The 24,414-nt window shown below is 70.6% G+C and carries 24 protein-coding genes; 18 read left to right on the top strand and 6 right to left on the bottom strand.

What is annotated here, in order from left to right; translation table 11 throughout:
• The 8 genes from RISW2_RS25005 to RISW2_RS04960 all read left to right on the top strand — a co-directional run.
• Positions 1–820, top strand: an 820-nt coding sequence (locus tag RISW2_RS25005; RefSeq protein WP_043767374.1) for a hypothetical protein, incomplete at its 5' end; no start/stop codon positions are given.
• Positions 821–950: 130 nt separating this feature from the next.
• Positions 951–2,312 (top strand): Tol-Pal system beta propeller repeat protein TolB, encoded by a 1,362-nt coding sequence (gene tolB / locus RISW2_RS04990; protein ID WP_084615256.1) that lies wholly within the window; start codon positions 951–953, stop codon positions 2,310–2,312.
• A gap of 114 nt (positions 2,313–2,426) precedes the next feature.
• Entirely contained in the window at positions 2,427–2,972 is a 546-nt protein-coding gene (gene pal, locus RISW2_RS04985) for a peptidoglycan-associated lipoprotein Pal (protein WP_043767372.1), read from the top strand.
• Positions 2,973–2,989: 17 nt separating this feature from the next.
• The gene (gene ybgF / locus RISW2_RS04980; protein ID WP_211238666.1) at positions 2,990–3,898 is read left to right on the top strand and encodes a tol-pal system protein YbgF; all 909 of its coding nucleotides are present in this window, start codon (positions 2,990–2,992) and stop codon (positions 3,896–3,898) included.
• Positions 3,895–5,184 carry a tRNA lysidine(34) synthetase TilS gene (tilS, locus tag RISW2_RS04975; protein WP_051491808.1) on the top strand — a complete coding sequence of 430 codons (1,290 nt, stop codon included), beginning with the start codon at positions 3,895–3,897 and terminating at the stop codon, positions 5,182–5,184. The genes ybgF and tilS overlap by 4 nt, the downstream gene beginning before the upstream one ends.
• Before the next feature lie 81 nt (positions 5,185–5,265).
• Positions 5,266–7,188, top strand: a complete 1,923-nt coding sequence (gene ftsH, locus RISW2_RS04970) for an ATP-dependent zinc metalloprotease FtsH (RefSeq protein ID WP_043767370.1) — start codon at positions 5,266–5,268, stop codon at positions 7,186–7,188.
• On the top strand, positions 7,185–7,961 hold the full coding sequence (locus RISW2_RS04965; RefSeq protein WP_043767367.1) for a methyltransferase domain-containing protein: 777 nt from the start codon (positions 7,185–7,187) through the stop codon (positions 7,959–7,961). The genes ftsH and RISW2_RS04965 overlap by 4 nt, the downstream gene beginning before the upstream one ends.
• 18 nt (positions 7,962–7,979) lie before the next feature.
• Positions 7,980–8,579, top strand: coding sequence for an MOSC domain-containing protein (locus RISW2_RS04960; protein WP_043767364.1), 600 nt, complete (start codon positions 7,980–7,982; stop codon positions 8,577–8,579).
• A 3-nt stretch (positions 8,580–8,582) separates the two neighbouring features.
• Here RISW2_RS04960 and RISW2_RS04955 read toward each other — a convergent pair whose 3' ends face one another.
• From RISW2_RS04955 to RISW2_RS04940, 4 genes are all read right to left on the bottom strand, one after another.
• The gene (locus RISW2_RS04955; protein WP_043767362.1) at positions 8,583–8,999 is read right to left on the bottom strand and encodes a PaaI family thioesterase; all 417 of its coding nucleotides are present in this window, start codon (positions 8,997–8,999) and stop codon (positions 8,583–8,585) included.
• A 61-nt stretch (positions 9,000–9,060) separates the two neighbouring features.
• A complete protein-coding gene (gene pdeM / locus RISW2_RS04950; protein WP_043767360.1) occupies positions 9,061–9,726 on the bottom strand; it encodes a ligase-associated DNA damage response endonuclease PdeM in 666 nt (221 codons plus the stop codon).
• Positions 9,727–9,851: 125 nt separating this feature from the next.
• Positions 9,852–10,121, bottom strand: coding sequence for a 30S ribosomal protein S15 (rpsO, locus tag RISW2_RS04945; RefSeq protein WP_043767357.1), 270 nt, complete (start codon positions 10,119–10,121; stop codon positions 9,852–9,854).
• Positions 10,122–10,257: 136 nt separating this feature from the next.
• Positions 10,258–11,259, bottom strand: a complete 1,002-nt coding sequence (locus RISW2_RS04940; RefSeq protein ID WP_043767355.1) for a calcium-binding protein — start codon at positions 11,257–11,259, stop codon at positions 10,258–10,260.
• A 149-nt stretch (positions 11,260–11,408) separates the two neighbouring features.
• Between RISW2_RS04940 and RISW2_RS04935 the strand changes: the two genes are divergently transcribed.
• From RISW2_RS04935 to pnp, 3 genes are all read left to right on the top strand, one after another.
• Complete coding sequence (locus RISW2_RS04935) at positions 11,409–13,853, top strand: ligase-associated DNA damage response DEXH box helicase (protein WP_043767353.1); 2,445 nt, start codon at positions 11,409–11,411, stop codon at positions 13,851–13,853.
• A gap of 109 nt (positions 13,854–13,962) precedes the next feature.
• The gene (locus RISW2_RS23425) at positions 13,963–14,613 is read left to right on the top strand and encodes a hypothetical protein (protein ID WP_051491807.1); all 651 of its coding nucleotides are present in this window, start codon (positions 13,963–13,965) and stop codon (positions 14,611–14,613) included.
• Between the two features lie 259 nt (positions 14,614–14,872).
• On the top strand, positions 14,873–17,017 hold the full coding sequence (gene pnp / locus RISW2_RS04925) for a polyribonucleotide nucleotidyltransferase (RefSeq protein ID WP_043767351.1): 2,145 nt from the start codon (positions 14,873–14,875) through the stop codon (positions 17,015–17,017).
• Between the two features lie 71 nt (positions 17,018–17,088).
• On the opposite strand, the gene RISW2_RS04920 is transcribed toward pnp, so the two are convergent.
• Together RISW2_RS04920 and RISW2_RS04915 are read right to left on the bottom strand one after the other, a co-directional pair.
• Positions 17,089–17,793: a winged helix-turn-helix domain-containing protein gene (locus tag RISW2_RS04920; protein ID WP_043767349.1), complete on the bottom strand. Its 705-nt coding sequence runs from the start codon at positions 17,791–17,793 to the stop codon at positions 17,089–17,091.
• Complete coding sequence (locus RISW2_RS04915) at positions 17,765–18,043, bottom strand: hypothetical protein (protein WP_043767347.1); 279 nt, start codon at positions 18,041–18,043, stop codon at positions 17,765–17,767. The genes RISW2_RS04920 and RISW2_RS04915 overlap by 29 nt, the downstream gene beginning before the upstream one ends.
• 215 nt (positions 18,044–18,258) lie before the next feature.
• Between RISW2_RS04915 and RISW2_RS04910 the strand changes: the two genes are divergently transcribed.
• The 7 genes from RISW2_RS04910 to RISW2_RS04880 all read left to right on the top strand — a co-directional run bounded on the left by RISW2_RS04910 (position 18,259) and on the right by RISW2_RS04880 (position 24,414).
• Positions 18,259–18,825: a hypothetical protein gene (locus RISW2_RS04910; RefSeq protein WP_043767345.1), complete on the top strand. Its 567-nt coding sequence runs from the start codon at positions 18,259–18,261 to the stop codon at positions 18,823–18,825.
• A 99-nt stretch (positions 18,826–18,924) separates the two neighbouring features.
• A complete protein-coding gene (locus RISW2_RS04905) occupies positions 18,925–19,545 on the top strand; it encodes a ribonuclease HII (RefSeq protein ID WP_043767344.1) in 621 nt (206 codons plus the stop codon).
• A 92-nt stretch (positions 19,546–19,637) separates the two neighbouring features.
• A complete protein-coding gene (locus tag RISW2_RS04900) occupies positions 19,638–20,750 on the top strand; it encodes a site-specific DNA-methyltransferase (protein ID WP_051491806.1) in 1,113 nt (370 codons plus the stop codon).
• A gap of 316 nt (positions 20,751–21,066) precedes the next feature.
• Positions 21,067–22,746, top strand: coding sequence for a 30S ribosomal protein S1 (rpsA, locus tag RISW2_RS04895; RefSeq protein WP_043767342.1), 1,680 nt, complete (start codon positions 21,067–21,069; stop codon positions 22,744–22,746).
• Positions 22,747–23,055: 309 nt separating this feature from the next.
• Complete coding sequence (ihfB, locus tag RISW2_RS04890; protein WP_043767340.1) at positions 23,056–23,340, top strand: integration host factor subunit beta; 285 nt, start codon at positions 23,056–23,058, stop codon at positions 23,338–23,340.
• Positions 23,341–23,345: 5 nt separating this feature from the next.
• The gene (locus RISW2_RS04885; RefSeq protein ID WP_043767338.1) at positions 23,346–23,696 is read left to right on the top strand and encodes a lipopolysaccharide assembly protein LapA domain-containing protein; all 351 of its coding nucleotides are present in this window, start codon (positions 23,346–23,348) and stop codon (positions 23,694–23,696) included.
• 55 nt (positions 23,697–23,751) lie between these two features.
• Positions 23,752–24,414: a phosphoribosylanthranilate isomerase gene (locus RISW2_RS04880; protein ID WP_043767336.1), complete on the top strand. Its 663-nt coding sequence runs from the start codon at positions 23,752–23,754 to the stop codon at positions 24,412–24,414.

Here is a 24,414-nt window from a genome sequence, read left to right as displayed (position 1 = left end):
GCCGGCGCCCGAGCCGCAGGTCGACGCGCCGCAGGTGTCGGACCGTCCGACGCCGCGGCCCGCGCCGCGCGTCGCCCCCGAACCCGTGCCGGAACCCGAGCGCGACGTGGCCGTGGCGCCCGAGCCCGAACCCGAGGTCGCGCCGGAACCCGAGCCGGAACCGGACGTCGTGCCCGAGCCGCCGCAGGAGACTGCCCAGCCCGAGGCCGCCGCGCCCGAGATCGTCACCGAGGCCGAGGAGCCCGCCCGGGCGCCCGACGCCTCGCCGCGCCCGCGCACCCGGCCGAGCCGGCCCGCGCCGGCGGCGACGCCCGCCGAGCCCGAGACCGAGACCGCCGAGGCGGCCGAACCCGCGCCCGAGGAGACGCCCGCGCCCGAAGCCGCCGAGACGCCGCAGGAGGCGCCCGCCGATCCCGTCGCGGACGCGGTCGCCGATGCGGTGGCCGAGGCGCTCGCCTCGGGCGGCACCACCTCGCCCGACCCCGACCTGCCCGTGGGCCCGCCCATGACGGCCGGGGAGAAGGACGCGCTGCGCGTCGCGGTCCAGCGCTGCTGGGTCGTCGACGTGGGCAGCCAGGCCGCCAACGTGACCGTGACCGTGGGCATGGACATGACCCAGGACGGCAGGGTGGTGGCGAACTCGATCCGGCTCGTGTCCGCGGATGGCGGCTCGGGCGGTGCGTCCGAGACGGCGTTCCAGGCGGCGCGCCGCGCGATCCTGCGCTGCCAGGGCGACGGATTCCCGCTGCCGGCCGAGAAATACGCGCAATGGCAGGAGATCGAGATGACCTTCGATCCGTCCGGGATGCGGATCCGGTGAGCGGGTTCGCGCGTTGTCCTGCGGCGCGCACGCCGCGCCCCGAGCGTCGCCCTGCGCCGCATCCCGACGCCCGCGGGGCCGCCGCGCCCGGGGCACGACCGGTTTCCCCGACCCGAAGAAAGGGTGTTCGATGAGACAGTTCTTCCTTGTCACCGCGCGCGGGGCGCTGTCCCTGCTGGCGGCCCTCGTGCTGGCGGTCACCGCCGCCGCGTTCGGCGCGGTGTCGCCTGCCGCCGCGCAGGACGGCCCCCTGCGCATCGACATCACCGAGGGCGTGATCGAGCCCTTGCCCTTCGCGGCGCCCGATTTCGTGGCCGAGAACGCCGCCGCGCAGGACTATGCCGGGCGCCTGACGCAGGTGGTGGCGGACGACCTGACCGGTACCGGGCTCTTCCGCCGGATCCCGCGCGAGGCGTTCATCTCGAACGTCACGAGCTTCTCGAGCCCCGTCGCCTACGCCGACTGGAAGGCGATCAACGCGCAGGCGCTGATCACCGGCGCGGTCAGCCTCGAGGGCGACCGCCTGATCGTGAAGTTCCGCGTCTACGACGTGTTCTCGGGCGCCGAGCTCGGCGAGGGGATGCAGTTCGCGGGCACCGCCGACGGCTGGCGGCGCATGGCGCACAAGGTCGCCGACCAGGTCTATTCGCGCATCACCGGCGAGGGCGGCTATTTCGACAGCCGCATCGTGTTCGTGTCCGAGAGCGGTCCCAAGGACCAGCGCGCCAAGCGGCTCGCGATCATGGATTACGATGGCGCCAACGTGCAGTACCTGACCGGGTCGGGGTCGATCGTGCTGGCGCCGCGGTTCTCGCCCAACGGCGACCGGGTGATCTACACGAGCTACGAGAGCGGGAACCCGCGGGTGCACCTGCTGAACGTGGGGGACGTGCAGAGCCGCATCCTGCCCGCGCAGATGGGCAACATGAGCTTTGCCCCGCGGTTCACGCCGAACGGGCAGGGTTTGCTGCTGTCCTCCACGAGCGGGTCGAACACCGACATCTACCGCATGGACATCGGGTCGGGCGCGACGACGCAGCTGACCTCGGCGCCCTCGATCGAGACGGCGCCCAGCTATTCGCCCGATGGCAGCCAGATCGTGTTCGAGAGCGACCGCTCGGGGTCCCAGCAGCTCTACATCATGCCCGCGGGCGGCGGCGAGGCGACGCGGATCAGCTTCGGCCCCGGGCGCTACGGCACGCCGGTGTGGTCGCCGCGCGGCGACCTCATCGCCTTCACCAAGCAGAACGCGGGGCGGTTCCATATCGGCGTCATGCGCACCGACGGGTCCGAGGAACGGCTGCTGACGGCCTCCTTTCTCGACGAGAGCCCGACCTGGGCGCCGAACGGCCGCGTCATCATGTTCGCGCGCGAGACGCAGGGCGCAGAGGGCACCTCGTCGCTCTACAGCGTGGACGTGTCGGGGCGGAACCTGCGGCCCGTCCCGACCCCCGACGGCGCCTCCGACCCGTCCTGGGGACCGCTGCAATAGGGCGGCCCCGATCACGATAAAGTTGCGCGGCGCGGCGGCCGCTTTCCGCCGCCCGCATTCCCTTGCGATTCGGCCTGTGCTACGGTGCGGCAAAACCCGAGCAGGACAGTGATTATGACGCATCTCTCCAAGGCCCTGATCGTCGCCGCCGGCCTTCTGGCCGCGGCCTGCACCAACCCCGACCGCTTCGGCGCGGACGGCGCCGGCGGCGCGGGCGCCAATGGCGGCTACGGCGCGGGCGGCATCGGGTCCGACGTCATCCCCGGCAGCCCGAACGATCCGCGCTCGCCCGCCTACTTCAACCAGACCATCGGCGACCGCGTGCTCTTCGCCGTCGACCAGTCAACGCTCAGCGCCGAGGCGCAGAGCATCCTCGACGGGCAGGCGCAGTGGCTGCAGACCAACGCCGACTACCTCGCGGTGATCGAGGGCCACGCCGACGAGCAGGGCACGCGGGAATACAACATCGCCCTCGGCGCGCGGCGCGCCAACGCGGTGATGGAATACCTCGTCGGCCGCGGCGTGGCGCCGAACCGGCTGCGGACCATCTCCTACGGCAAGGAGCGCCCGATCGAGATCTGCTCGGACGAGGCGTGCTATGCCAAGAACCGTCGCGCGGTGACCGTGATCTCGTTCGGCACCGCCGGCGCCACGAGCTGAGGACACGTCTTCCCGCCATGATCCGCTTCGCTGCCTCCCTGACCCTCGCGGCGCTCGTCGCCGCGGGTCCCGTCACCGCGCAGGACGACGCCACGCTGGCCGACATCCGGCAGGACATCTCGTCGCTCGCCTTCGAGGTGCAGCGGCTGAAACGCGAGCTGTCCACCACGGGGCAGGGCGGCGTGCAGGTGGCGGGCTCGGTCATCGACCGGGTCAACGCGATCGAGGCCGAGCTCACGCGCCTGACCTCGCGCACCGAGGAGATGCAGAACCGCGTCGACCGCGTGGTGCAGGACGGCACGAACCGCATCGGCGACCTGAAGTTCCGGCTCTGCGAGCTGGAGGAGGGCTGCGACATCGGGGCGCTCGGCACCGAGGACCCGCTGGGCGGCACGGCGCCGCAGACCGGCGGCGCGGCCCTGCCCGCGGAGGTGCCGACCGACGGCAGCGCGACCGTGGCCGACATCGAGACCGGCGGGAGCGACGGCGGCTCCGCCACGGGCGAGGCGCCGCTGCCGCTCGCCGATTCCGGCACCCAGCTCGCCGCGGCGGAGGAACAGGACTACCGGCGAGCCCAGGAGGCGCTCGCCAGCGGTGACTTTCAGCGCGCCGCTGACCTCTTTGCGTCCTTCCGCGAGACCTATCCGGGCGGACCGCTAGACGCCGCGGCGCTGCTCGGGCAGGGACACGCGCTCGACGGGCTCGGCCAGCCGCGCGAGGCGGCGCGGGCCTATCTCGACGTCTATTCCGGCTCGCCCGACAGCCCCTCCGCGCCCGAGGCGCTGTGGCGGCTCGGCGCCAAGCTCGGCGAACTCGGGTCGGTGCGCGAGGCCTGCGTGACGCTCGCCGAGGTCCCGAACCGCTATCCCGGCACCGATGCGGTGGCGCGCGCGGCCGAGGAGCGGGCGAAGTATTCCTGCCAATGACGGCGGACGGCGCGGGGTCGCTCGACGACCGCTTCGCCGCCGCGATGGGCCAGCTTCTGGGCCCGGACTTTCCGCCCGAGGTCGCGCTCGCGGTGTCGGGCGGCGGCGATTCCATGGCCATGCTGGCGCTGGCGCACAACTGGACCCGGCGCTGGGGCGTGGCGCTGCGGGTGGTCACGGTGGATCACGGGCTGCGGCCCGAGAGCGCGGCGGAGGCGCGGCTGGTCGCCGCCGAATGCGCGGCGCTCGGGCACCCGCACGCGACGCTGCGCTGGCACTGGGACGGGCGGGGCAACGTGATGGATGCCGCGCGGCGCGCACGGATCGACCTGATCGCGCGCTGGTGCGGCAGCATCCGGCACGTTCTCTTCGCCCATACCGCCGACGACGTGGCCGAGACCTTCCTGATGCGGCTCGCGCGCGGGGCGGGGGTCGACGGGTTGTCGGCGATGGCCCCCGCACGGCGCGTCGGGGGCTTCACGCTGGTGCGGCCCTGCCTCGACATGGGGCGCGAGGAACTGCGGCATTATGCGCGCACCCTGCGCGTGCCCTGGGTGGACGATCCGACGAACGAGGACCCGGCCTATGATCGCACGCGCATGCGGCGGCTCGTGGCGCTGATGGCGGCGGAGGGGCTCGGCGCGGACACGCTCGCCGCCGCGGCCGGGCGGATGCGCCGGGCGCGGCGGGCGCTCGAGGCCCGGACGCGGGACCTCGCACGGGCGGCCATGGACGCCGCGGCCCCCGAGGGGGTCGCCGGTGCCCTGACGTTCGACCGCGGCGTGGTCGAGGCGTCGGACCGCGAGACGCAGGTGCGGCTGGTCGCGGCGGCGCTGACCTGGACCTCGGGCGCGGAGTACCGGCCGCGCGGCCCGGCGGTCGAGGCGCTGGTCGAGACGCTCCTGTCCGGCGGGCGGGGCACGCTGCACGGCGCCGAGGCGGAATGCGGGCGGCGCACGATCCGTGTCTGGCGCGACTTCGCGGCGGTGCGCCACGTGGTCGCGGCCCCGGGGCCCGCATCCGCGTGGGACGGGCGCCACCAGATCGACGGCGCCGGGATCGAGGACTGCGAGGTGCGCGCCCTCGGCGTGGACGGTTGGGCGCAAATCCCCGCGCATCTGCGGGAAAACCCGCCCGAGGGCGCGCCGCCGCTGCGCATCGCGCGCGCCTGCCCGGCGCTCTGGCGGGACGGCGCGCTGGCGGGCTTCGCGCCGATGGGCTTCGGCCCGGCCCACGCGGTCCGCGACAGGCGGTCCCCCTTCACCGCGTTCCTGCTTTCCGATTGAAGATGGCGCCCCAATCCTTATGTTGTCCGGGTGCAGGTCGCCCGGGTGCGACCAGCAAACCTCTGCAAGGAGATCCCTCTCTTGGGCAACGCACGCAACATCGCCTTCTGGGTCGTGCTCTTCCTGCTCGTCCTGGCGCTCTTCAACCTCTTCTCCGGCGGCGGGTCGACCCTGCAGAGCCGTGAGGTCAGCTACACGGATTTCGTGCAGCGGGTGGAGGACAACACCGTCACGTCGGCCACGATCGATGGCGAGCGTGTGCGGTTCCGCACCAGCGACGGACAGGACTACATCACCGTCCGACCCGAGGACGCACAGGTCACCGACCTTCTGGTGCAGAACGACGTCACCGTGCGGGCCGAGCAGCAGGAACAGTCGGGCTTCCAGTCCTTCCTGATCTCGCTCCTGCCGTTCCTCCTGCTGATCGGCGTCTGGATCTACTTCATGAACCGGATGCAGGGCGGCGGACGCGGCGGCGCCATGGGCTTTGGCAAGTCGAAGGCCAAGATGCTGACCGAGAAGCACGGCCGCGTGACCTTCGAGGACGTGGCGGGCATCGACGAGGCCAAGGAGGAGCTCGAGGAGATCGTCGAGTTCCTGCGCAACCCGCAGAAATTCTCGCGCCTCGGCGGCAAGATCCCGAAGGGCGCGCTGCTCGTCGGTCCTCCGGGCACCGGCAAGACGCTGCTCGCGCGCGCCATCGCGGGCGAGGCGGGCGTGCCGTTCTTCACCATCTCGGGCTCCGATTTCGTCGAGATGTTCGTCGGCGTCGGCGCCTCGCGTGTCCGGGACATGTTCGAGCAGGCGAAGAAGAACGCGCCCTGCATCGTGTTCATCGACGAGATCGACGCCGTCGGCCGCAACCGCGGCTCGGGCTACGGTGGCGGCAACGACGAGCGCGAGCAGACGCTGAACCAGCTGCTGGTCGAGATGGACGGCTTCGAGGCGAACGAGGGCGTCATCATCATCGCGGCCACCAACCGCCGCGACGTGCTCGACCCCGCGCTGCTGCGTCCCGGCCGGTTCGACCGCCAGATCACGGTGCCGAACCCGGACATCAAGGGCCGCGAGAAGATCCTCGGCGTGCACGCGCGCAAGACGCCGCTCGGGCCCGACGTGGACCTGCGGATCATCGCCCGCGGCACGCCCGGCTTCTCGGGCGCGGACCTTGCCAACCTCGTGAACGAGGCGGCGCTGATGGCCGCGCGGGTCGGCCGGCGCTTCATCACCATGGTCGATTTCGAGAACGCCAAGGACAAGGTGATGATGGGCTCGGAACGCCGGTCGATGGTGCTGACGCCGGAGCAGAAGGAAAAGACCGCCTACCACGAGGCCGGTCACGCGGTGGTGGGCCTGACGCTCCCGCAATGCGATCCGGTCTACAAGGCGACCATCATCCCGCGGGGCGGTGCTCTCGGCATGGTCGTCTCGCTGCCCGAGATCGACCGCCTGAACTGGCACAAGTCGGAATGCGAGGAAAAGCTCGCCATGACCATGGCCGGCAAGGCGGCCGAGATCATCAAGTACGGCGAGGAAAACGTGTCGAACGGTCCGGCCGGCGACATCCAGCAGGCCTCGGCGCTCGCGCGGGCCATGGTGCTGCGCTGGGGCATGTCGGACAAGATCGGCAACATCGACTATGCCGAGGCGCACGAGGGCTACCAGGGCAACACCGCGGGCCTGTCGGTGTCGGCCCACACCAAGGAGCTGATCGAGAACGAGGTGCGTCGCTTCATCTCGGACGCCTACGAGCGCGCCTATTCCATCCTCATGGAACGCCGCGAGGAATGGGACCGGCTGGCGAAGGGCCTGCTCGAATACGAGACGCTGACCGGCGACGAGATCAAGCGCGTGATGCGTGGCGAGCCGCCCACCTCGGGGGACGACGATGCCGGTGCGGGCGCTGCCGCCGACGAGAAGCCGAGCCTGACCGCGATTCCCAAGACCAAGGGCAAGGCGAAGCCCGCGGACGGCGGTGGCCTGGAGCCTGAACCGACCGCATGACGGAAGCCGGAGATACCGACTGGAGCCCCGGGACCTATCACAGGTTCCGGGGCTTCAGGTTGCGGCCCGCGCTGGATCTCATGCGCGCGCTCGGCCCGTTGCCCGAAGGTGACGTGATCGACCTGGGCTGCGGTACCGGGGCCGCGGGGCCGGCGTTGCAGCAATTGCGCCGCCGCCTGGTGGGTGTCGATTCGAGCCCGGCCATGCAGGCCCATGCGCGGCTCACCGGCGTCTATGCTGACCTGGTCGAGACCGACCTCGAGGCGTGGCAGCCCGATACGCCGCCGGCGCTGATCTTTTCGAACGCGGTGCTGCACTGGGTGGGCGACCACGCGACGCTGATGCCGCGGCTCGCGGGCATGCTGGCCGAAGGCGGCACGCTCGCCGTTCAGATGCCGCACCAGAACAACGCGCCCTCGCACCGGCTCTGGGTACAGATCGCCGAGGAGATGTTCCCCGGCCGCGTCGATGCCAGCGAACTGCCACGCACGCTGCTGCCGGCCGAATATCACCGGATCCTCGCGCCGCTCGGCCGCGTGACGCTGTGGGAAACCGAATATTACCAGGAGCTTGCCCCGGACGGCGAGGGCAACCCGGTGCGGCGGTTCACCGAGGGCACCTATGCCCGGCCGATCCTGCAGCGGCTTGAGGATGCCGAACGCGCCCGGCTGATCGCGGCTTACGAGGCGTCGATCGGCAAGGCCTACCCGACGGATGCGCGCGGCAAGGTGCTGTTCCCCTTCCGCCGGCTGTTCTTCACGGTCGATCGCTAGGGCCGCGGGAGAGGTCGCATGCCGGCGCTGGCGCCCACCGACTTTCACGGTCGCATCACCTGGCTCGGCATCGTCGCGCCGGATGGCGCCGGCATCCGGTCGGAACCCGTCGCGCACATGACCCTCGGCTGGGAGGGGCAGGCAGGCGAGCGCCATGCGGGGCTGACGCGGCCCTCCTGTTCGCGCGTGACCGCCCAGCATCCCCGCGGCACCGAGATCCGCAACGTGCGCCAGCTGTCGCTCGTTTCGGCCGAGGAGCTTGCCCGGATCGCGGCCGAGATGGGCCTCGACGCGGTCCGGCCGGAATGGCTGGGCGCGAGCCTGGTGCTCGAGGGTCTGCCGGACCTGAGCCATCTGCCGCCCTCCTCGCGGCTGCAGGGGCCGGACGGCGTGACGCTGGTCGTCGACATGCAGAACCGCCCCTGCATGCTGCCCGCGCGCGAGATCGAGGCGGACCGGCAGGGCTTCGGCAAGCGGTTCAAGCGGGCAGCCGAGGGCCGGCGCGGCGTCACCGCCTGGGTCGAGCGGCCGGGGGACCTGCGCGCGGGCGACGTCCTCAGGCTGCACGTGCCGGCGCAGCGGCTCTGGGCGCACCACGAGGCGCTGCCGCGCGGCTAAGGCTCAGAGCGCGACGGGCACCATCGTCCCGGTGAGGAGGGCGATCTGCGTCTCGCGGCCCTGATCCTCGGCAAAGACTTCGGACAGGACCACGATCAGGCGGCGCCCGGGTTTCACCACGCGGCCGCGGGCGATCAGCCGGTCGCCGCGCGCGGGCGACAGCAGGTTGATCTTGATCTCGGAGGTCAGCACCTCGTGGCCATCGGGCGCGCGCGTCAGCGCGGCGTAGCCCGCGGCGGTGTCGCCCAGCGCAAATGTCAGCCCGGCATGCCCGTAGCCCTGCTGCTGGCGCGCGATGGGCAGGATCGGCGCCTCGAGTTCGACCTCGCCCGGAGCGATCGACCGGATCGACGCGCCGAACGTGGTCATCAGCGTTTGTCGCGCGAAACTGTCGCGGATCCGCGCCTCGATGCCGGGCATGTCTGTCCGTCCGTCGTCCATGCGTGCCAGAGGAGCACGCGGTGCGGACGCCGGCAAGTGCCTAGAGCCGCGGCATGGGGATGGCGACGGGGCGGGTGCCGGTGAGGATCGCCTGCGCCGGCGCGTCCATGAGGCGCGACAGGGTGGCGCTGTCGGTGCGCAGGCCGCCCGCATAGACGCCGTAGGCCGGCAGGATCAGGCGCACCGCGTCCACGAGGAAACAGGGCCGCGAGATCGCGCGCCCGCGGGCGAAGAGCTGCGCCTTGGGGTGGTAATGGCCCGACACCTCGCCGGTGCCGTCGCGCGTCGCGATGTGGCGGAAGGTCAGGCCGCTCCGCACGAGCGTGTCGCAATGGCGTCCGCCCGGGCCGCAGGGGCCGCGGTCGTGGTTTCCCTCGATCCAGATCCAGTCGCGGCCGGACTGGAGCCCCGCGATGCGCGCGCGGTCGTCCTCGGGAAGGGCTGCCCCGATGCCCACGCTGTCGAAGCTGTCGCCGAGGCACAGGACCGAGGTCGCGCCGGTCGCGGCCAGGTCGTCCTCGAGCCGGCGCAGCGTCTCGGTCGTGTCGTAGGGGGGCAGGGCCGCGCCGCCCCATTCGGCGAGCCGAGCGCATTTGCCGAGATGCAGGTCGGAGACCACCAGAAGCGACTCGTCCGGCCAGAACAGGCCGCCGGAAGGCAGGGCATGCAGCGTCGCGCCGGAGAAGCTGAAGGCGTGGGCGTTCATGCTTTGTCCATAATCCCGGACAGGACGCGCGGCAAGGGCCGCGGCGGGGTGCGCCGCCCGGGAGGCCCGGGCAGGCGCGAAGCTCGGGGGTGATGCGCGGCGCGATGCGCGCGCGTCGAAGAGGCTCAGCGACGGATGCCGAGCTTGCCGATGAGGGTCTTGTACCGCTCCTCGTCGCGCGCCTTGAGGTAGTCGAGCAGCTTGCGGCGCTGGGCCACGAGCTTCAGCAGGCCACGCCGGGAATGGTTGTCCTTGGTGTGGGTCTTGAAGTGCTCGGTCAGGGTCGTGATGCGCGAGGTCAGGATGGCGACCTGCACCTCGGGCGAACCGGTGTCGCCCTCGGTCGTCGCGTATTCCTTCATCAGGCGGGTCTTTTCTTCCGCGGTGATCGACATCGGGGTCTCCTTGATCTGGTGTTGCGGGATGGCGCAAGCCGGGATGTCGTCCAGCAGGGCCCGTGGAGAGGTCCGGCCACGCGGGCCGGATGCGCGCGTATAGGGGTTTTCGCGCCGGTTGGAAAGGGGGGCGGCGTCAGCCGGGCAAGGCGGGCGCGAGGTCCTGCGGCAGGAACGCCACCGTGTCGAGCGCGGGGGCCGCCGCGGTGGCCATGGTCGCGACCGCCGCCCCGTCGATCAGCAGGTGCGTGACGTCCGGATCGTCCGCGTCGGGCGCAAGCGACAGGGCCGGCAGGGCACCGGCCGCCGGATCGTAGAAGACGACCAGCTGGTCCTCGGCCGGGTCGAAGTCCATGAGCGTCGCGGCGCCGTCCGCCGCCGTCCACGGGCCGACGAGGAAGGCGTCGGCGCCTGTGCCGCCGGTCAGGACGTCGCCCGCGTCCGCGACGAGCGTGTCGTCCCCGCCGCCGCCGTTCACGTAGTCGGTCGCCTCCCCCGCCTCGCGGCCGTCGACCAGGTCGTCGCCGTTCCCGCCGAACAGCGCGTCGGCGCCGTCGCCGCCCGCGAGCGTGTCGTTGTCCTCGCGTCCGTGCAGCGAATCCGCGCCCTCCCCGCCGCGGAGGAGGTCGTGCCCGAGCCCGCCCCAGATCACGTCGTCGCCCGCCTCGCCATGGAGGTCGTCGGCGCCGTCGTGGCCGAACAGGTGGTCGCCGCCCGCACCGCCGCGGATCAGGTCGCCGCCGCCCTCGCCGTGCAGGGTGTCCGCGTCGCGGCCGCCATCGAGCGCGTCGGCGCCGTCGCCACCCGCCAGCGCGTCATCGCCATCCGCGCCGGCGAGCGTGTCGGCGCCGCCTGCGCCGTCCATCAGGTCGGTGAGCGGGCTTCCCGACAGCACGTCGCTGCCGGAGCTGCCGGTGGCGATGATCCCGCCCTCGGGCGACACGGCGAAATCCGGAAGGTCGGCGGCGGGCGGGCCCTCGATGGCGGGCTCCCCATCCGGGACGGCCGCGCGCGGCAGTTCGGGATCGTCGAGGTCGGACCCGTCCTCGGCCTCCGCGTCGTCCACCGGCTGGCCCGTGCCGATCACGGCGACCGAGCCCAGCAGCATGGCGCCCACCGGTCCTGTCAGCCACAGCATGACGTTCCACCCCGCACTGCGCGCACCCCTGCACCGGGCGGTACAATCCCAGATGCGCCCCGGATCCGGCAACGCATTTCGCGGCAGAGGGTTAACGCGAGCGCCGGCGCCGCCTTGCCTTTGGCCCGGGACACATAGATTTGCGGATTATGACCGCCTTGCCCCCGGCCCTTCGCGACTGGTTCGACGCGCGCGGATGGCAGCTCCATCCCCACCAGCGCGCCATGCTCGACCGCGCGGGCGCGCCGGCGCTCCTGCTGATCGCGCCGACCGGCGGGGGCAAGACGCTCGCCGGGTTCCTGCCGACGCTCGCGGATCTCGCCGAGGCGCCGCGCGCCGGGCTGCACACGCTCTATGTCAGCCCGCTCAAGGCGCTCGCGGCCGACATCAAGCGCAACCTGCGCACGCCGGTCGAGGAGGCGGGGCTCGGGGTGCGGGTCGAGGACCGCACCGGCGACACCTCCTACGCGGTCAAGCGGCGGCAGCGGGCCGATCCGCCGCACATCCTGCTGACGACGCCCGAGAGCCTTGCGCTCATGACCTCCTACGAGGATGCGGCGCGCACCTTCGCGGGGCTGAAGCGCGTGATCGTTGACGAGATCCACGCGCTCGCGGAATCCAAGCGGGGCGACCAGCTGATGCTGGCGCTGGCGCGTCTCCAGCGGATCTGTCCCGACCTGCGGCGCGTGGGGCTGTCGGCGACGGTGGACGATCCGCGGGCGATCGCGCGCATGCTCGCCCGCCACCCCGATCCCTGCGAGATCGTCGAGGCCGATCCCGGTCCCGATCCCGACATCTCGATGCTGGTGACCGAGACCGCGCCGCCCTGGTCGGGCGGAGGCGCGGCCTATGCCATCCCCGCGGTGCTCGAGGAGGTGCGGCGGCACCGCACCACGCTGATCTTCCACAACACCCGCGCGCAGGCCGAGATCTTCTTCCACAACCTCTGGCTCGCCAACGAGGAGGGGCTGCCCATCGGCATCCACCACGGCAGCCTCGACCGCGGCCAGCGCGAGAAGGTCGAGCGGGCAATGGTCGCGGGGCAATTGCGCGCCATCGTCTGCACGGGCTCGCTCGACCTCGGGATCGACTGGGGCGACGTGGACCTCGTGATCCAGGTGGGGGCCCCCAAGAACGTCAAGCGGCTGGTGCAGCGCATCGGGCGCGCGAACCACCGCTACAACGCGCCGTCGAAGGCGATCCTCGTGCCGGCGAACCGCTTCGAGGTGGTGGAATGCGTGGCCGCGCTGCAGGCGGTCAAGGACCGCGACCTCGACGGCGAGCCGCGGGGCCCCGGCCCGCGCGACGTGCTCTGCCAGCACATCCTGATCGCGGCGAGCGCGGGTCCCTTCGACGCCGACATGCTGTTCGCGGAGATGAGCTCGGCCGGGGCCTATGCCGGGCTCACCCGCGCGGCGTTCGACGCCTGCCTCGAGTTCTGCGCGACCGGCGGCTACGCGCTGCGGGCCTACGACCAGTGGCGGCGGATCGTGCAGGGCGAGGACGGGCTGTGGCGGCTGCGCGACCCGCGCTCGGCCGTGCGCATCCGGCAGAACATCGGCACCATCCAGGACACCGACACGCTCAAGGTGCGCTGGCGCGGGCGGGGCGGCGCGCCGCTCGGCGAGATCGAGGAAGGGTTCGCGGCCTCGCTCACGCCGGGGGATACGTTCCTCATCGGCGGCCAGATCGTGCGCTACGAGGGCCTGCGCGAGATGACGGTGGAGGTCACGCGCGATCCCGGCCGCAAGCCCAAGATCGCCACCTTCATGGGCACGAAGTTCGCGACATCTACGCAGCTGTCGCACCGCATCGTGGCGATGTTCCAGCAGGACGCCTGGCCCGAGCTGCCGCGCCACACCGCCGAATGGCTGCACCTCCAGCGCGAGGTGTCGCGCCTGCCCGCGCCGGGGCGTCTGCTGATCGAGAGCTTTCCGCATGACGGGCGCGAGCAGCTCGTGGTCTACGGCTTTGCCGGGCGCAACGCGATGCAGACGCTGGGGCTGCTCCTGACCAAGCGGATGGAGGAGGAGGGGCTCGCGCCCATGGGGTTCGTGGCGACCGACTACGCCACGCTGATCTGGGGGCTCGACGCGGTGACCGATCCCACGCCGCTCTTCGATCTCGGCCGGCTCGAGGCGGGGCTCGAGGGCTGGCTGTCCGGCAACGCGGTGATGAAGCGCACCTTCCGGGCCTCGGCGCATATCGCGGGGCTGCTCGAGCGGCAGGTGGGCGGCCAGCGGAAATCCGGCCGGCAGGCGACCATGTCCTCGGATATCCTCTACGACACGCTGGTTCGCTACGATCCCGACCACCTGCTGCTGCAGATCACGCGGGAGGAGGCGATGCGCGGGCTCGTCGATTTCCAGCGCATCCGCGAGATGGCCGAACGGGTGGGCGACCGGATCGACCTCGTGCGGCTGCGGCGCGTGACGCCCCTCGCCGCGCCGCTCTTCCTCGAACCCGGTCGGGTGCCGATCCGCGGGGCCGCCGACGAGCGGCTGCTCGAGGAGGAGGTGACGCGGCTTCTCGACGCGTCGGGGCTTGCGGAGGTGGACGCGGGCCGCGGGCGCAGCTGGCGCGTGCCCTTCTAGGCGGCGGTCTGCACACGGTCCGGGCAGGACAGGAACATCTCGGCAGACCCGATGTTGAGCGCCTTGCCGGCGGGACCATCGGATTAGAAACGCCCTTAGGAGATGTGACATGAAACCGACTTGCAAGCTCGCCCTTGCCGCGGGCACCGCGGTCATGATGGCCGGCGGCGCCTTCGCCCAGACCTCGGGATCCGCGACGGATTCCGGCTCGGGGACCTCCGCCACGTCGCAGAACGCCCGCGACATCACCTGCGCGGAATTCCTCGTCCTCGACACGCCCATGCAGGGCCAGATCCTGATGCCGATCATGCCCTCGCAGTCGGGCGGCATGGGCAGCGGCACCATGGCAGGCGGCAGCGGCGGCACGTCGGGCGGCACGACCTCGCTGTCCGACACCGGCAGCGACAGCGGTTCGTCCTCGGACAGCGGCAGCGGCACCACCTCGCTGTCGGACACCGGCAGCACCACCGGCAGCGGGTCGGGATCGGACGACGATACCGCCGGCGTGGCCGACAGCATGAACGAGGACACAAGTGCGTCCTCGGACAGCGATGCCTCCTCGGCCACGGGTGGCACCGGAATGGCGACCGACGGGTCGGGCACGTCGATGTCGGGCGGCGAGACCAACGACATGCATCTCGTCGCCGTCGTCGAGGGCGTCTTCGAGGTCTGCGGGCAGGACGACCAGTCCTCGGTCGAGGATGCGATGAACACCGCGTCCGAGAACGCGTCGAACGGGATGCAGCAGGAGTCCAACTGATCGCGCCCGTCCGGGCGGGAAGGGGGGCGGCCCGCGGGGCCGCCCCTTGTCGTTCGCGGCCAGCCGCGCGCCCGGCCGCGGCGGCGCGAATGCCGGTTTCCAAGTCGGACATTTTCGTATAACCCCCGCCCATCTGAGACGTGGCGCGCGGGCCCCCGCGCCGTGAAGCACAGGATGATGGGGTCGGCGGCAATGGGGCCGCCACATGAAACGGGAGACCCGGCATCCGGCCGGGAGTGCTCCCAGACAGGATACGCTGATGTTCGACATTACGAAGAAGACGATGCAGTGGGGCGAAGAGACCCTCACGCTCGAGACGGGCAAGGTTGCCCGTCAGGCCGACGGCACCGTCATCGCCACGCTGGGCGAGACCTCGGTCATGGCCAACGTGACCTTCGCCAAGAGCCAGAAGGAAGGCCAGGACTTCTTCCCCCTGACCGTCCACTACCAGGAAAAATACTACGCCGCGGGCAAGGTGCCCGGCGGCTTCTTCAAGCGCGAGGCGCGGCCGACCGAGAAGGAAACGCTGACCGCGCGCCTGATCGACCGCCCGATCCGCCCGCTTTTCGTCCCCGGCTTCAAGAACGAAGTCCTCGTGATGTGCACGGTGCTGAGCCATGACCTCGTGAACGACCCCGACGTCGTCGCGATGATCGCGGCCTCGGCGGCGCTGACCATCTCGGGCGCGCCCTTCATGGGGCCGATCGCGGGCTGCCGCGTGGGCTACGTGGACGGCGAATACGTCCTGAACCCGGACGTGGAGGACATGCAGGGCCTCCGCAACAACCCCGAGCAGCGGCTCGACCTCGTCGTGGCGGGCACCAAGAACGCCGTCATGATGGTGGAATCGGAAGCCTACGAGCTGTCCGAGGAAGAGATGCTGGGCGCGGTGACCTTCGCGCACGAGCAGATCCAGCCGGTGATCGACCTCATCGTCGAGCTGGCCGAGGAATCGGCCAAGGACCCCTTCGACTTCCAGCCGCCCGACTACTCGGCGCTCTACGAGAAGGTGAAGGGCCTCGGCGAGGCGCAGATGCGCGACGCCTACGCCATCCTCGACAAGCTCGACCGGCAGAACGCCGTCGCCGCCGCGAAGGACGCCATCAAGGCCGGCCTTTCGGAGGAGGAGCTCACCGATCCGAACCTCGGCTCGGCGCTCAAGAAGCTCGAATCGACGGTGCTGCGCGCCGACGTGGTGAAGAACTCGCGCCGCATCGACGGCCGCGCACTCGACCAGGTCCGTCCGATCGTGGCCGAGACCGGCTTCCTGCCGCGCACGCACGGCTCGGCTCTGTTCACCCGCGGCGAGACGCAGGCGCTGGTGGTCACCACCCTCGGCACCGGCGACGACGAGCAGATCATCGACGCGCTGCACGGGAACTTCCGCTCGAACTTCCTGCTGCACTACAACTTCCCGCCCTATTCGGTCGGTGAGGTTGGCCGCGTGGGCAGCCCGGGCCGCCGCGAGATCGGCCACGGCAAGCTCGCCTGGCGCGCGCTGCAGGCGGTGCTGCCGGCGGCGACCGATTTCCCGTACACGATCCGCGTCGTGTCCGAGATCACGGAATCGAATGGCTCCTCCTCCATGGCATCGGTCTGCGGCGGTTCGCTGTCGATGATGGACGCAGGCGTGCCGCTCAAGGCGCCGGTCGCGGGCGTGGCCATGGGCCTCGTCCTCGAGGACGACGGTGAATGGGCCGTGCTGACCGACATCCTCGGCGACGAGGATCACCTCGGCGACATGGACTTCAAGGTCGCGGGCACCGAGGCGGGCATCACGTCGCTGCAGATGGACATCAAGGTCGCGGGCATCACGCCCGAGATCATGTCCAAGGCGCTGGCACAGGCGCGCGACGGCCGGATGCACATCCTGGCCGAGATGAACAAGGCGCTGTCCGAAGTGGGCGCGTTCTCGGTCCACGCGCCGCGCATCGAGACCATGCAGATCCCGACCGACAAGATCCGCGAGGTCATCGGCTCGGGCGGCAAGGTCATCCGCGAGATCGTCGAGGTCTCGGGCGCCAAGGTCGACATCAACGACGACGGCGTGATCAAGATCGCGTCGCCCAACGGCGATGCCATCCAGAAGGCCTACGACATGATCTACTCGATCGTGGCCGAGCCCGAGGAAGGCAAGGTCTACAAGGGCAAGGTCGTGAAGATCGTCGATTTCGGCGCCTTCGTGAACTTCTTCGGCAAGCGCGACGGCCTGGTGCACGTGAGCCAGATCGAGAGCCGCCGCCTGAACCATCCTTCGGACGTGCTGAAGGAGGGCCAGGAGGTCTACGTCAAGCTCCTGGGCTTCGACGACCGTGGCAAGGTGCGCCTTGCGATGAAGATGGTCGACCAGCAGACCGGCGAGGAACTCGCCGAGGAGAAGAAGGCGAAGGAAGAGGCCGAGTAAGCCTCTCCCGCCTTCGGCGATGGATTTGGGACGCCCCGGCCGCGAGGTCGGGGCGTCCTGCGTTTCGGGGGTCAGACGACCTCGATCACGCCCTTGTCGACGGCCAGCACGTAGCCGCGGCGCGCGATGGTCTTGACGATCAGTTCCGACACGAGCTGATTTCCGAGGCCGTCGCGCAGGCGCTTGATCCGGGTGGCGCCCGCCGCCTCGTCGCATTCCTCGGTCCGGCGTCCCGACACCATCGCCTCGATCTGGGCGCCGGTGAGGATGTCGTCGTCAAGCCGCGCCTCGGCGAGCACCGCGAGGGTCTCCATCATCGCCTCGGTCAGCTTGAAGCCCATGGTGTTGAGGTAGACGGTATTTTCCTCGCGGCTGAGGATGAGCGAGGACACCTCGATCCCCGAGCGCTCGATCTCGGCCATCCGGCGGTTGAGCGTCACGAGCATGACGAGGAACACGAGCGCCGCGACCATGAGCGCGGTCGCGAACACCAGGAGCACGAAGATGGTCATGCGGTAGCTCGCCAGCGTTTCGGCGAATGCCGTGCCCGACTGTGCGAGGATCTCGAGCAGCTTGACCTCGGCCTGCGCGGTCAGGTCGTCGTTCTCGACGAAGATCCGCTCGACCCGCGCGTTGAAGGCGCCCGCGTCGGGAAGCGTCAGCAGGAGCCATGCCCCCGCGCAGACGAGCAGCGTTACGATCGCGGCGATGCCGAGGAACACGATGCGCGTGCCCGAGCGGCGGGTCTCAGAAGCGGAGGAAGTTCTGCCCGGCACTGGCGCGCCTTTCTTCTAGGCCGGTTTCGTCGAAGACCGACACGATGGTCAGCAGCGTCCAGCCCGCCTGCGCAAGGCGGCGGTCGAGCTCGGCCCGTGCGCTGTCCCGGTCGCAGCCCTGGTTCAGCTCGGCCACGCCGTAATGCAGCCGCAGGGGGTCTTCCTGCTTGGCCTTGTAATCGGCAAAGCAGGCAGCCCGGGCGGGCAGGGGCGCGAGCAGCGCGAGGAGGAGGAGGAGGAAGCGTGCCATGCCCGGCAGACTGCGCGGCGGCGCGTGGAAAGGCAATGACCGCAGGGGGCCGGGGCCGCGGTTATCGGATAGCGGGGCCGGGACATTGCCTGTCCCGCGGGAGGCGCCCGAGGCTTCCGTCATCCCGCGGCGGCACCCGTCGCCGCAGGTCCGAAGCCCCGGGGGGCCGCCCGCTGCCGGTGACGCCCCGCCCCCAGACGCAAGGAGAGACCGCCATGACCTTCCGACCGCTTGCCGCCGCGCTGGTGCTCGCGACCGCGCTCACGAGCCTTCCCGCCGCGCCCGCGCACGCCGCCGAGCCCGAGGACATCGCCAAGATCCTCGGCGGCGCCGCGACGCTCTTCATCGTCGGCAAGGCGATCCAGAACGCGCGCCGCGACGACGACGAACGCAAGGCGCGCGACGACGACCGGCGCGGCCATGGCCACGACCGCTGGCGCGACCACGACGACCGCTGGCGCGACGACGACCGCTGGCGCGACGACGACCGCTGGCGCCACGACGACCGCTGGCGCGGCGGACAGCGCGGGCGCCGGGACGACGACCGGATCGGCATCGCGCCGCACCGGGGAAGGGTGCTGCCTGCGGCGTGCTTCACCCGCGGCTACGTGCGCGGCCAGGGCGAGGCCCGCGTGTTCGGCGCCCGCTGCCTCGAGCGGACGTTCCGCGGCGCGCGGCACCTGCCCGAGGCGTGCCTCGTGCGCGTGGCGACCGACCGCGGCCGCGGACCGGCCTACGAGGCGGGCTGCCTGCGCCGCTACGGCTACCGGCTCGATCGGTGAGGCGGCGGTCCGGGCGGCCGCGCCCCGCCTTCAGGCCGTCCGGACCGTCGTTGCGTTTGGGCTGGCGCGACGGGGGCATGGCGCGGTAGGGCAGGGCCCATGCCCGACGACCTTCACGAAAGCGCCCTTTCCGCCCACGGCCCCGTCGCGGGTGTCGACGAGGCGGGCCGCGGCCCGCTGGCGGGCCCCGTGGTCGCCGCCGCGGTCATCTTCGACCCCGCGCGGCTGCCCGCGGGGCTCGACGATTCCAAGCGCCTGACGCAGGCCCGGCGCGAGGCGCTCGCCGCGGCCCTCGTAGCCCAGGCCGAGACCGGCATCGGCATCGCCAGCGTCGAGGAGATCGACCGCCTGAACATCCTGCAGGCCAGCCACCTTGCCATGTGCCGCGCGCTTGCCGCGCTGCCGCGTCCGCCGGCGCATGCCCTGATCGACGGCAACCTGGTGCCGAAGGAGTGCCCGTGCCTTGCAACCGCGGTCATCGGCGGCGACGCGCGGTCGGTCAGCATCGCCGCGGCGTCGATCATCGCAAAGGTGACGCGGGACCGCATCATGCGGGATTTGGCGCAACACTTTCCCGGCTACGGCTGGGAGACGAACATGGGTTATCCGTCAAAAAGCCACAGATCCGCGCTGCAGACGCTGGGGGTCACCCCACATCATAGGCGCAGCTTCGCGCCCGTGCGCAATATCTTGTATCAAGCGCATTTGCCAAGTGCCTGATTCAAAATTGGAATTGACCGCGAATCGCCTTTGACTCATCCTTTGTCCCAACCACAGAGCGCCGCCAGACGCGCCGGGGAACGAGGCAGAGAATGACCAAGATGGACCAGATCACGGGCGCGCAAGCGCTCCCTCTCAACACGATTCTCGCGGGGGACTGCATCGACGTCATGCAGTCGCTTCCGGCGGAGTCGGTCGACCTGATCTTCGCCGACCCGCCGTACAACCTGCAGCTGAGAGGTGATCTGCGCCGGCCCGACAATTCCCGCGTGGACGCGGTCGACGACGACTGGGACCGTTTCCAGAGTTTCGCCGATTACGATCGCTTCACCCGCGACTGGCTGCGTGCGGCGCGGCGCCTGCTGAAGCCCGACGGCGCGATCTGGGTGATCGGGTCCTACCACAACATCTTCCGCGTCGGCGCGGCGCTGCAGGACGAGGGCTACTGGATCCTGAACGACGTGGTCTGGCGCAAGTCGAACCCGATGCCGAACTTCCGCGGCAAGCGGTTCACCAACGCGCACGAGACGATGATCTGGGCGTCGAAGTCCGAGGGCGCGCGCTACACCTTCAACTACGAGGCGCTGAAGTCCCTGAACGAGGGCATCCAGATGCGCTCGGACTGGGTGCTGCCGCTCTGCACCGGCGCCGAGCGCCTGAAGGACGAGAACGGCGAGAAGGCGCACCCGACCCAGAAGCCGGTGGCGCTGCTGCACCGGGTGCTGGTGGCGGCGACGCAGGTGGGCGACGTGGTGCTCGACCCGTTCTTCGGCACCGGCACGACTGGCGCGGTGGCCCGCATGCTGGGCCGCGACTGGATCGGCATCGAGCGCGAGGAACGCTACCGCAAGGTGGCCGAGGCGCGCATCGCCGAGGTGCGCAAGTTCGACAAGGTCGCGCTCGAGACCGCGCGCCCCAAGCGCGCCGAGCCGCGGGTGCCCTTCGGCCAGCTCGTCGAGCGCGGCATGCTGCGCCCGGGCGAGACGCTCGTGTCGCCCTCTGGCAAGAGCGCGCGGGTGCGGGCCGACGGGACGCTCGTCGGGCTCGACATCACCGGATCGATTCACCAGGTCGGCGCGGCGCTCGAGGGTGCGCCCTCCTGCAACGGCTGGACCTACTGGCACTTCAAGCGTGACGGGCAGATCGTGCCCATCGACATCCTGCGCCAGCAGATCCGCGCCGAGATGCGCGACGCGGGTCACTAGCGCTTTCCGCACACACGGTTACCGCCAGCGCCCGCGGGTTTTCCGCGCGGCGCCACTGGCCCCGCCTGCGCTTGCGCCGGTGGGGTCTTTTTTCCGCGGAGCCGTCCAAAGGGGCGCGCCCGGCGCGAAAGGCTTGCCTAACGGGGCCGCGCGGGCTATGAGGAGCCCCGTCGAAAAGGCGTAAACGCCGCGAAACCGAGGGACGAGCAGGGTCGGGACACACCGGCCCTCTTTGTTTTGCGGGCCCGGACCAATCCAAGACCGGCGGAGACAACCGCGCGGCCGGAATAGAGACACAAAGGAAATCGAAAGCTAGATGGCTCAGAACGCAACCATGGAGGAATTCGAGGCCCTCCTGAACGAAAGCCTCGAAATGGACACGCCCGACGAGGGCTCTGTCGTCAAGGGCAAGGTCATCGCCATCGAGGCGGGCCAGGCCATCATCGACGTCGGCTACAAGATGGAAGGCCGCGTCGATCTCAAGGAATTCGCAAATCCCGGCGAGACGTCGAACCTGACCATCGGTGACGAGGTCGAGGTCTACCTCCGCGCGGCCGAGAACGCCCGTGGCGAGGCCGTCATCAGCCGCGACATGGCCCGCCGCGAAGAGGCGTGGGACCGTCTCGAGAAGGCCTATGCCGACGACGCGCGCGTCGAGGGCGCCATCTTCGGCCGCGTGAAGGGCGGCTTCACCGTCGATCTGGGCGGCGCCGTGGCGTTCCTGCCGGGCTCTCAGGTCGACGTGCGCCCGGTGCGTGATGCAGGCCCGCTCATGGGCCTCAAGCAGCCGTTCCAGATCCTCAAGATGGACCGCCGCCGCGGCAACATCGTGGTCTCGCGCCGCGCGATCCTCGAGGAAAGCCGCGCCGAGCAGCGTGCCGAGGTCATCGCCAACCTCACCGAGGGCCAGGCGGTCGACGGCGTGGTCAAGAACATCACCGAGTACGGCGCGTTCGTCGATCTCGGCGGCGTGGACGGCCTGCTGCACGTGACCGACATGGCATGGCGCCGCGTGAACCACCCCTCGGAGATCCTGTCGATCGGCGAGACCGTCAAGGTCCAGGTCATCAAGATCAACAAGGAAACCCACCGCATCAGCCTCGGCATGAAGCAGCTGCAGGAAGATCCGTGGGACCTGGTGGCGGCCAAGTACCCGCTCGCATCGGTGCACACCGGCCGCGTGACCAACATCACCGATTACGGCGCCTTCGTGGAGCTGGAGCCGGGTGTCGAGGGTCTCGTGCACGTGTCCGAGATGAGCTGGACCAAGAAGAACGTGCACCCCGGCAAGATCGTGTCGACCTCGCAGGAGGTGGACGTCATGGTGCTCGAGATCGACCAGGCCAAGCGCCGCGTGTCGCTCGGCCTCAAGCAGACCATGCGCAACCCGTGGGAAGTCTTCGACGAGGCGTTCCCCCCGGGCACCGTGGTCGAGGGCGAGGTCAAGAACATCACCGAGTTCGGCCTCTTCATCGGCCTCGAGGGCGACATCGACGGCATGGTGCACCTCTCGGACCTCAGCTGGGACGAGCGCGGCGAGGACGCGATCCAGAACTACCGCAAGGGCGACGTCGTCCAGGCGGTCGTGCAGGAGACCGACACCGAGAAGGAGCGCATCTCGCTCTCGATCAAGGCGCTGGGCGGCGACAAGTTCGCCGAGGCCACGGGCGGCGTGAAGCGCGGCTCGATCATCACGGTGAACGTGACGGCGATCGAGGACGGCGGCATCGAGGTGGAATACGAGGGCATGAAGTCCTTCATCCGCCGGTCGGACCTGTCGCGCGACCGCGCGGAGCAGCGCCCCGAGCGCTTCTCGGTCGGCAACAAGGTCGATGTGCGGGTGACCAACATCGATCCGAAGTCGCGCCGTCTCGGCCTGTCGATCAAGGCCCGCGAGATCGCGGAAGAGAAGGAAGCGGTCGAGCAGTACGGCTCCTCCGATTCCGGCGCGTCGCTGGGCGACATCCTCGGCGCGGCGCTGAAGCGCGACGAATGATCTGACGGCTCCGCGCCGTCTGTTTCAGGGCCCCGATCCCCCCGGATCGGGGCCCTTTCTTATGTGCCGAATCGTGCATGTCTCGCGGCTCCCGGCCGCGGCGCCGCACCGTCCTTGCGGGTCCGCGGGGTCGGCGGCCACCCGCCGGCGCGTGCACAGCCTGTCGGAAATGACCGGGTCGGATGGTGGAAGCGGCAGGAAAACAACGATTTTCCCCTCCGAGGGCGTTTGCGCGCGCGCCGCTTCGCCGTATAGTCCCGCTACATCGCGGAGACGCCGGAGAACCGGCGCACAGGGGGATTGCAGACCATGATCCGGTCAGAACTGATCCAGAAGATCGCCGAGGAGAACCCGCATCTCTACCAGCGGGACGTCGAGCGGATCGTCAACACGATCTTCGAGGAGATCACCAACGCGATGGCTCGCGGAGACCGGGTCGAGCTGCGCGGCTTCGGCGCCTTCTCGGTCAAGAAGCGCGATGCCCGGGTGGGGCGGAATCCGCGTACGGGCGAGTCGGTTGACGTCGACGAGAAACACGTGCCTTTCTTCAAGACCGGCAAACTGCTTCGCGACCGTCTGAACGGAAAGGCCTGAGCTTCATGCGCTACATCCGATACGTATTCCTCGCCCTCCTGGCGATCGTCCTGGTGTCGGTGGCGCTGGCCAACCTCGACCCGGTCACGCTGCAGCTGCTGCCCGAGGACATGGCGATCCTGTTCGGGGTGCAGTGGCGCGGGGACCTGCCGCTCTTTCTCGTGATCTTCGCGGGCATCGTCGCGGGCCTGCTGATCGGCTTCGTCTGGGAATGGCTGCGCGAGCACAAGCACCGTGCCGAGGCCCGGCGCCGGTCCGAGGAGGCGCGGCGGCTCGAGCGCGAACTGAAGCGCACCAAGGCGCAGCGCGACCAGGGCAAGGACGAGGTCCTGGCACTTCTCGACGAGCGGCGCTGAGGCCATCGCCGCGCCGGGCCTTGAAGGTGCGGCGCGCACGGGCGATATGCCCCCCATGACGGATGTCCGGATCAAGATCTGCGGCCTGACCCGGCCCGAGGACGTGGCAGCGGTGGCGCGCGCCGGCGCGCATTACGCGGGCTTCGTGTTCTTTCCGCGCTCGCCGCGCAACGTGACGCCCGCCCATGCGCGCGGACTGGCGCTCGCGGTGCCGGCGGGCATCGCCAAGGTGGGCCTGTTCGTCACTCCCGACGACGCGACGCTCGAGGCCGTGCTGGCCGAGGTGCCGCTCGACCTCGTGCAGCTGCACGGCGCCGAGACGCCCGCGCGGGTCGCCGAGGTGCGTGCGCTGACCGGCCTGCCGGTGATGAAGGCGGTGGGTCTCGCCGGACCCGAGGACGTGGACGCGATCCGCGATCACGCCCAGGCGGCGGACCAGCTTCTGATCGATGCGAAACCGCCGCGCGACGCGGACCTTCCGGGAGGCAACGGGCTTGCTTTCGACTGGCGGCTCGTGGCCGGGCGGCGCTGGCCGGTGCCGTGGATGCTGGCGGGTGGTCTCACCCCCGACAACGTGGCCGAGGCGGTCGCCATGACGGGCGCGCGGCAGGTCGACGTGTCCTCGGGTGTCGAGAGCGCGCCGGGCGAGAAGGATGCCGACCGCATTGCGGCCTTCGTCGCCGCGGCACGGGACGCGTCGGTTCCGCCGCGGCTCTGA

Source organism: Roseivivax isoporae LMG 25204, from assembly GCF_000521865.1.
Classification (GTDB): Bacteria; Pseudomonadota; Alphaproteobacteria; order Rhodobacterales; family Rhodobacteraceae; genus Roseivivax; species Roseivivax isoporae.
This window is presented reverse-complemented; position numbering and strand designations above follow the sequence as displayed.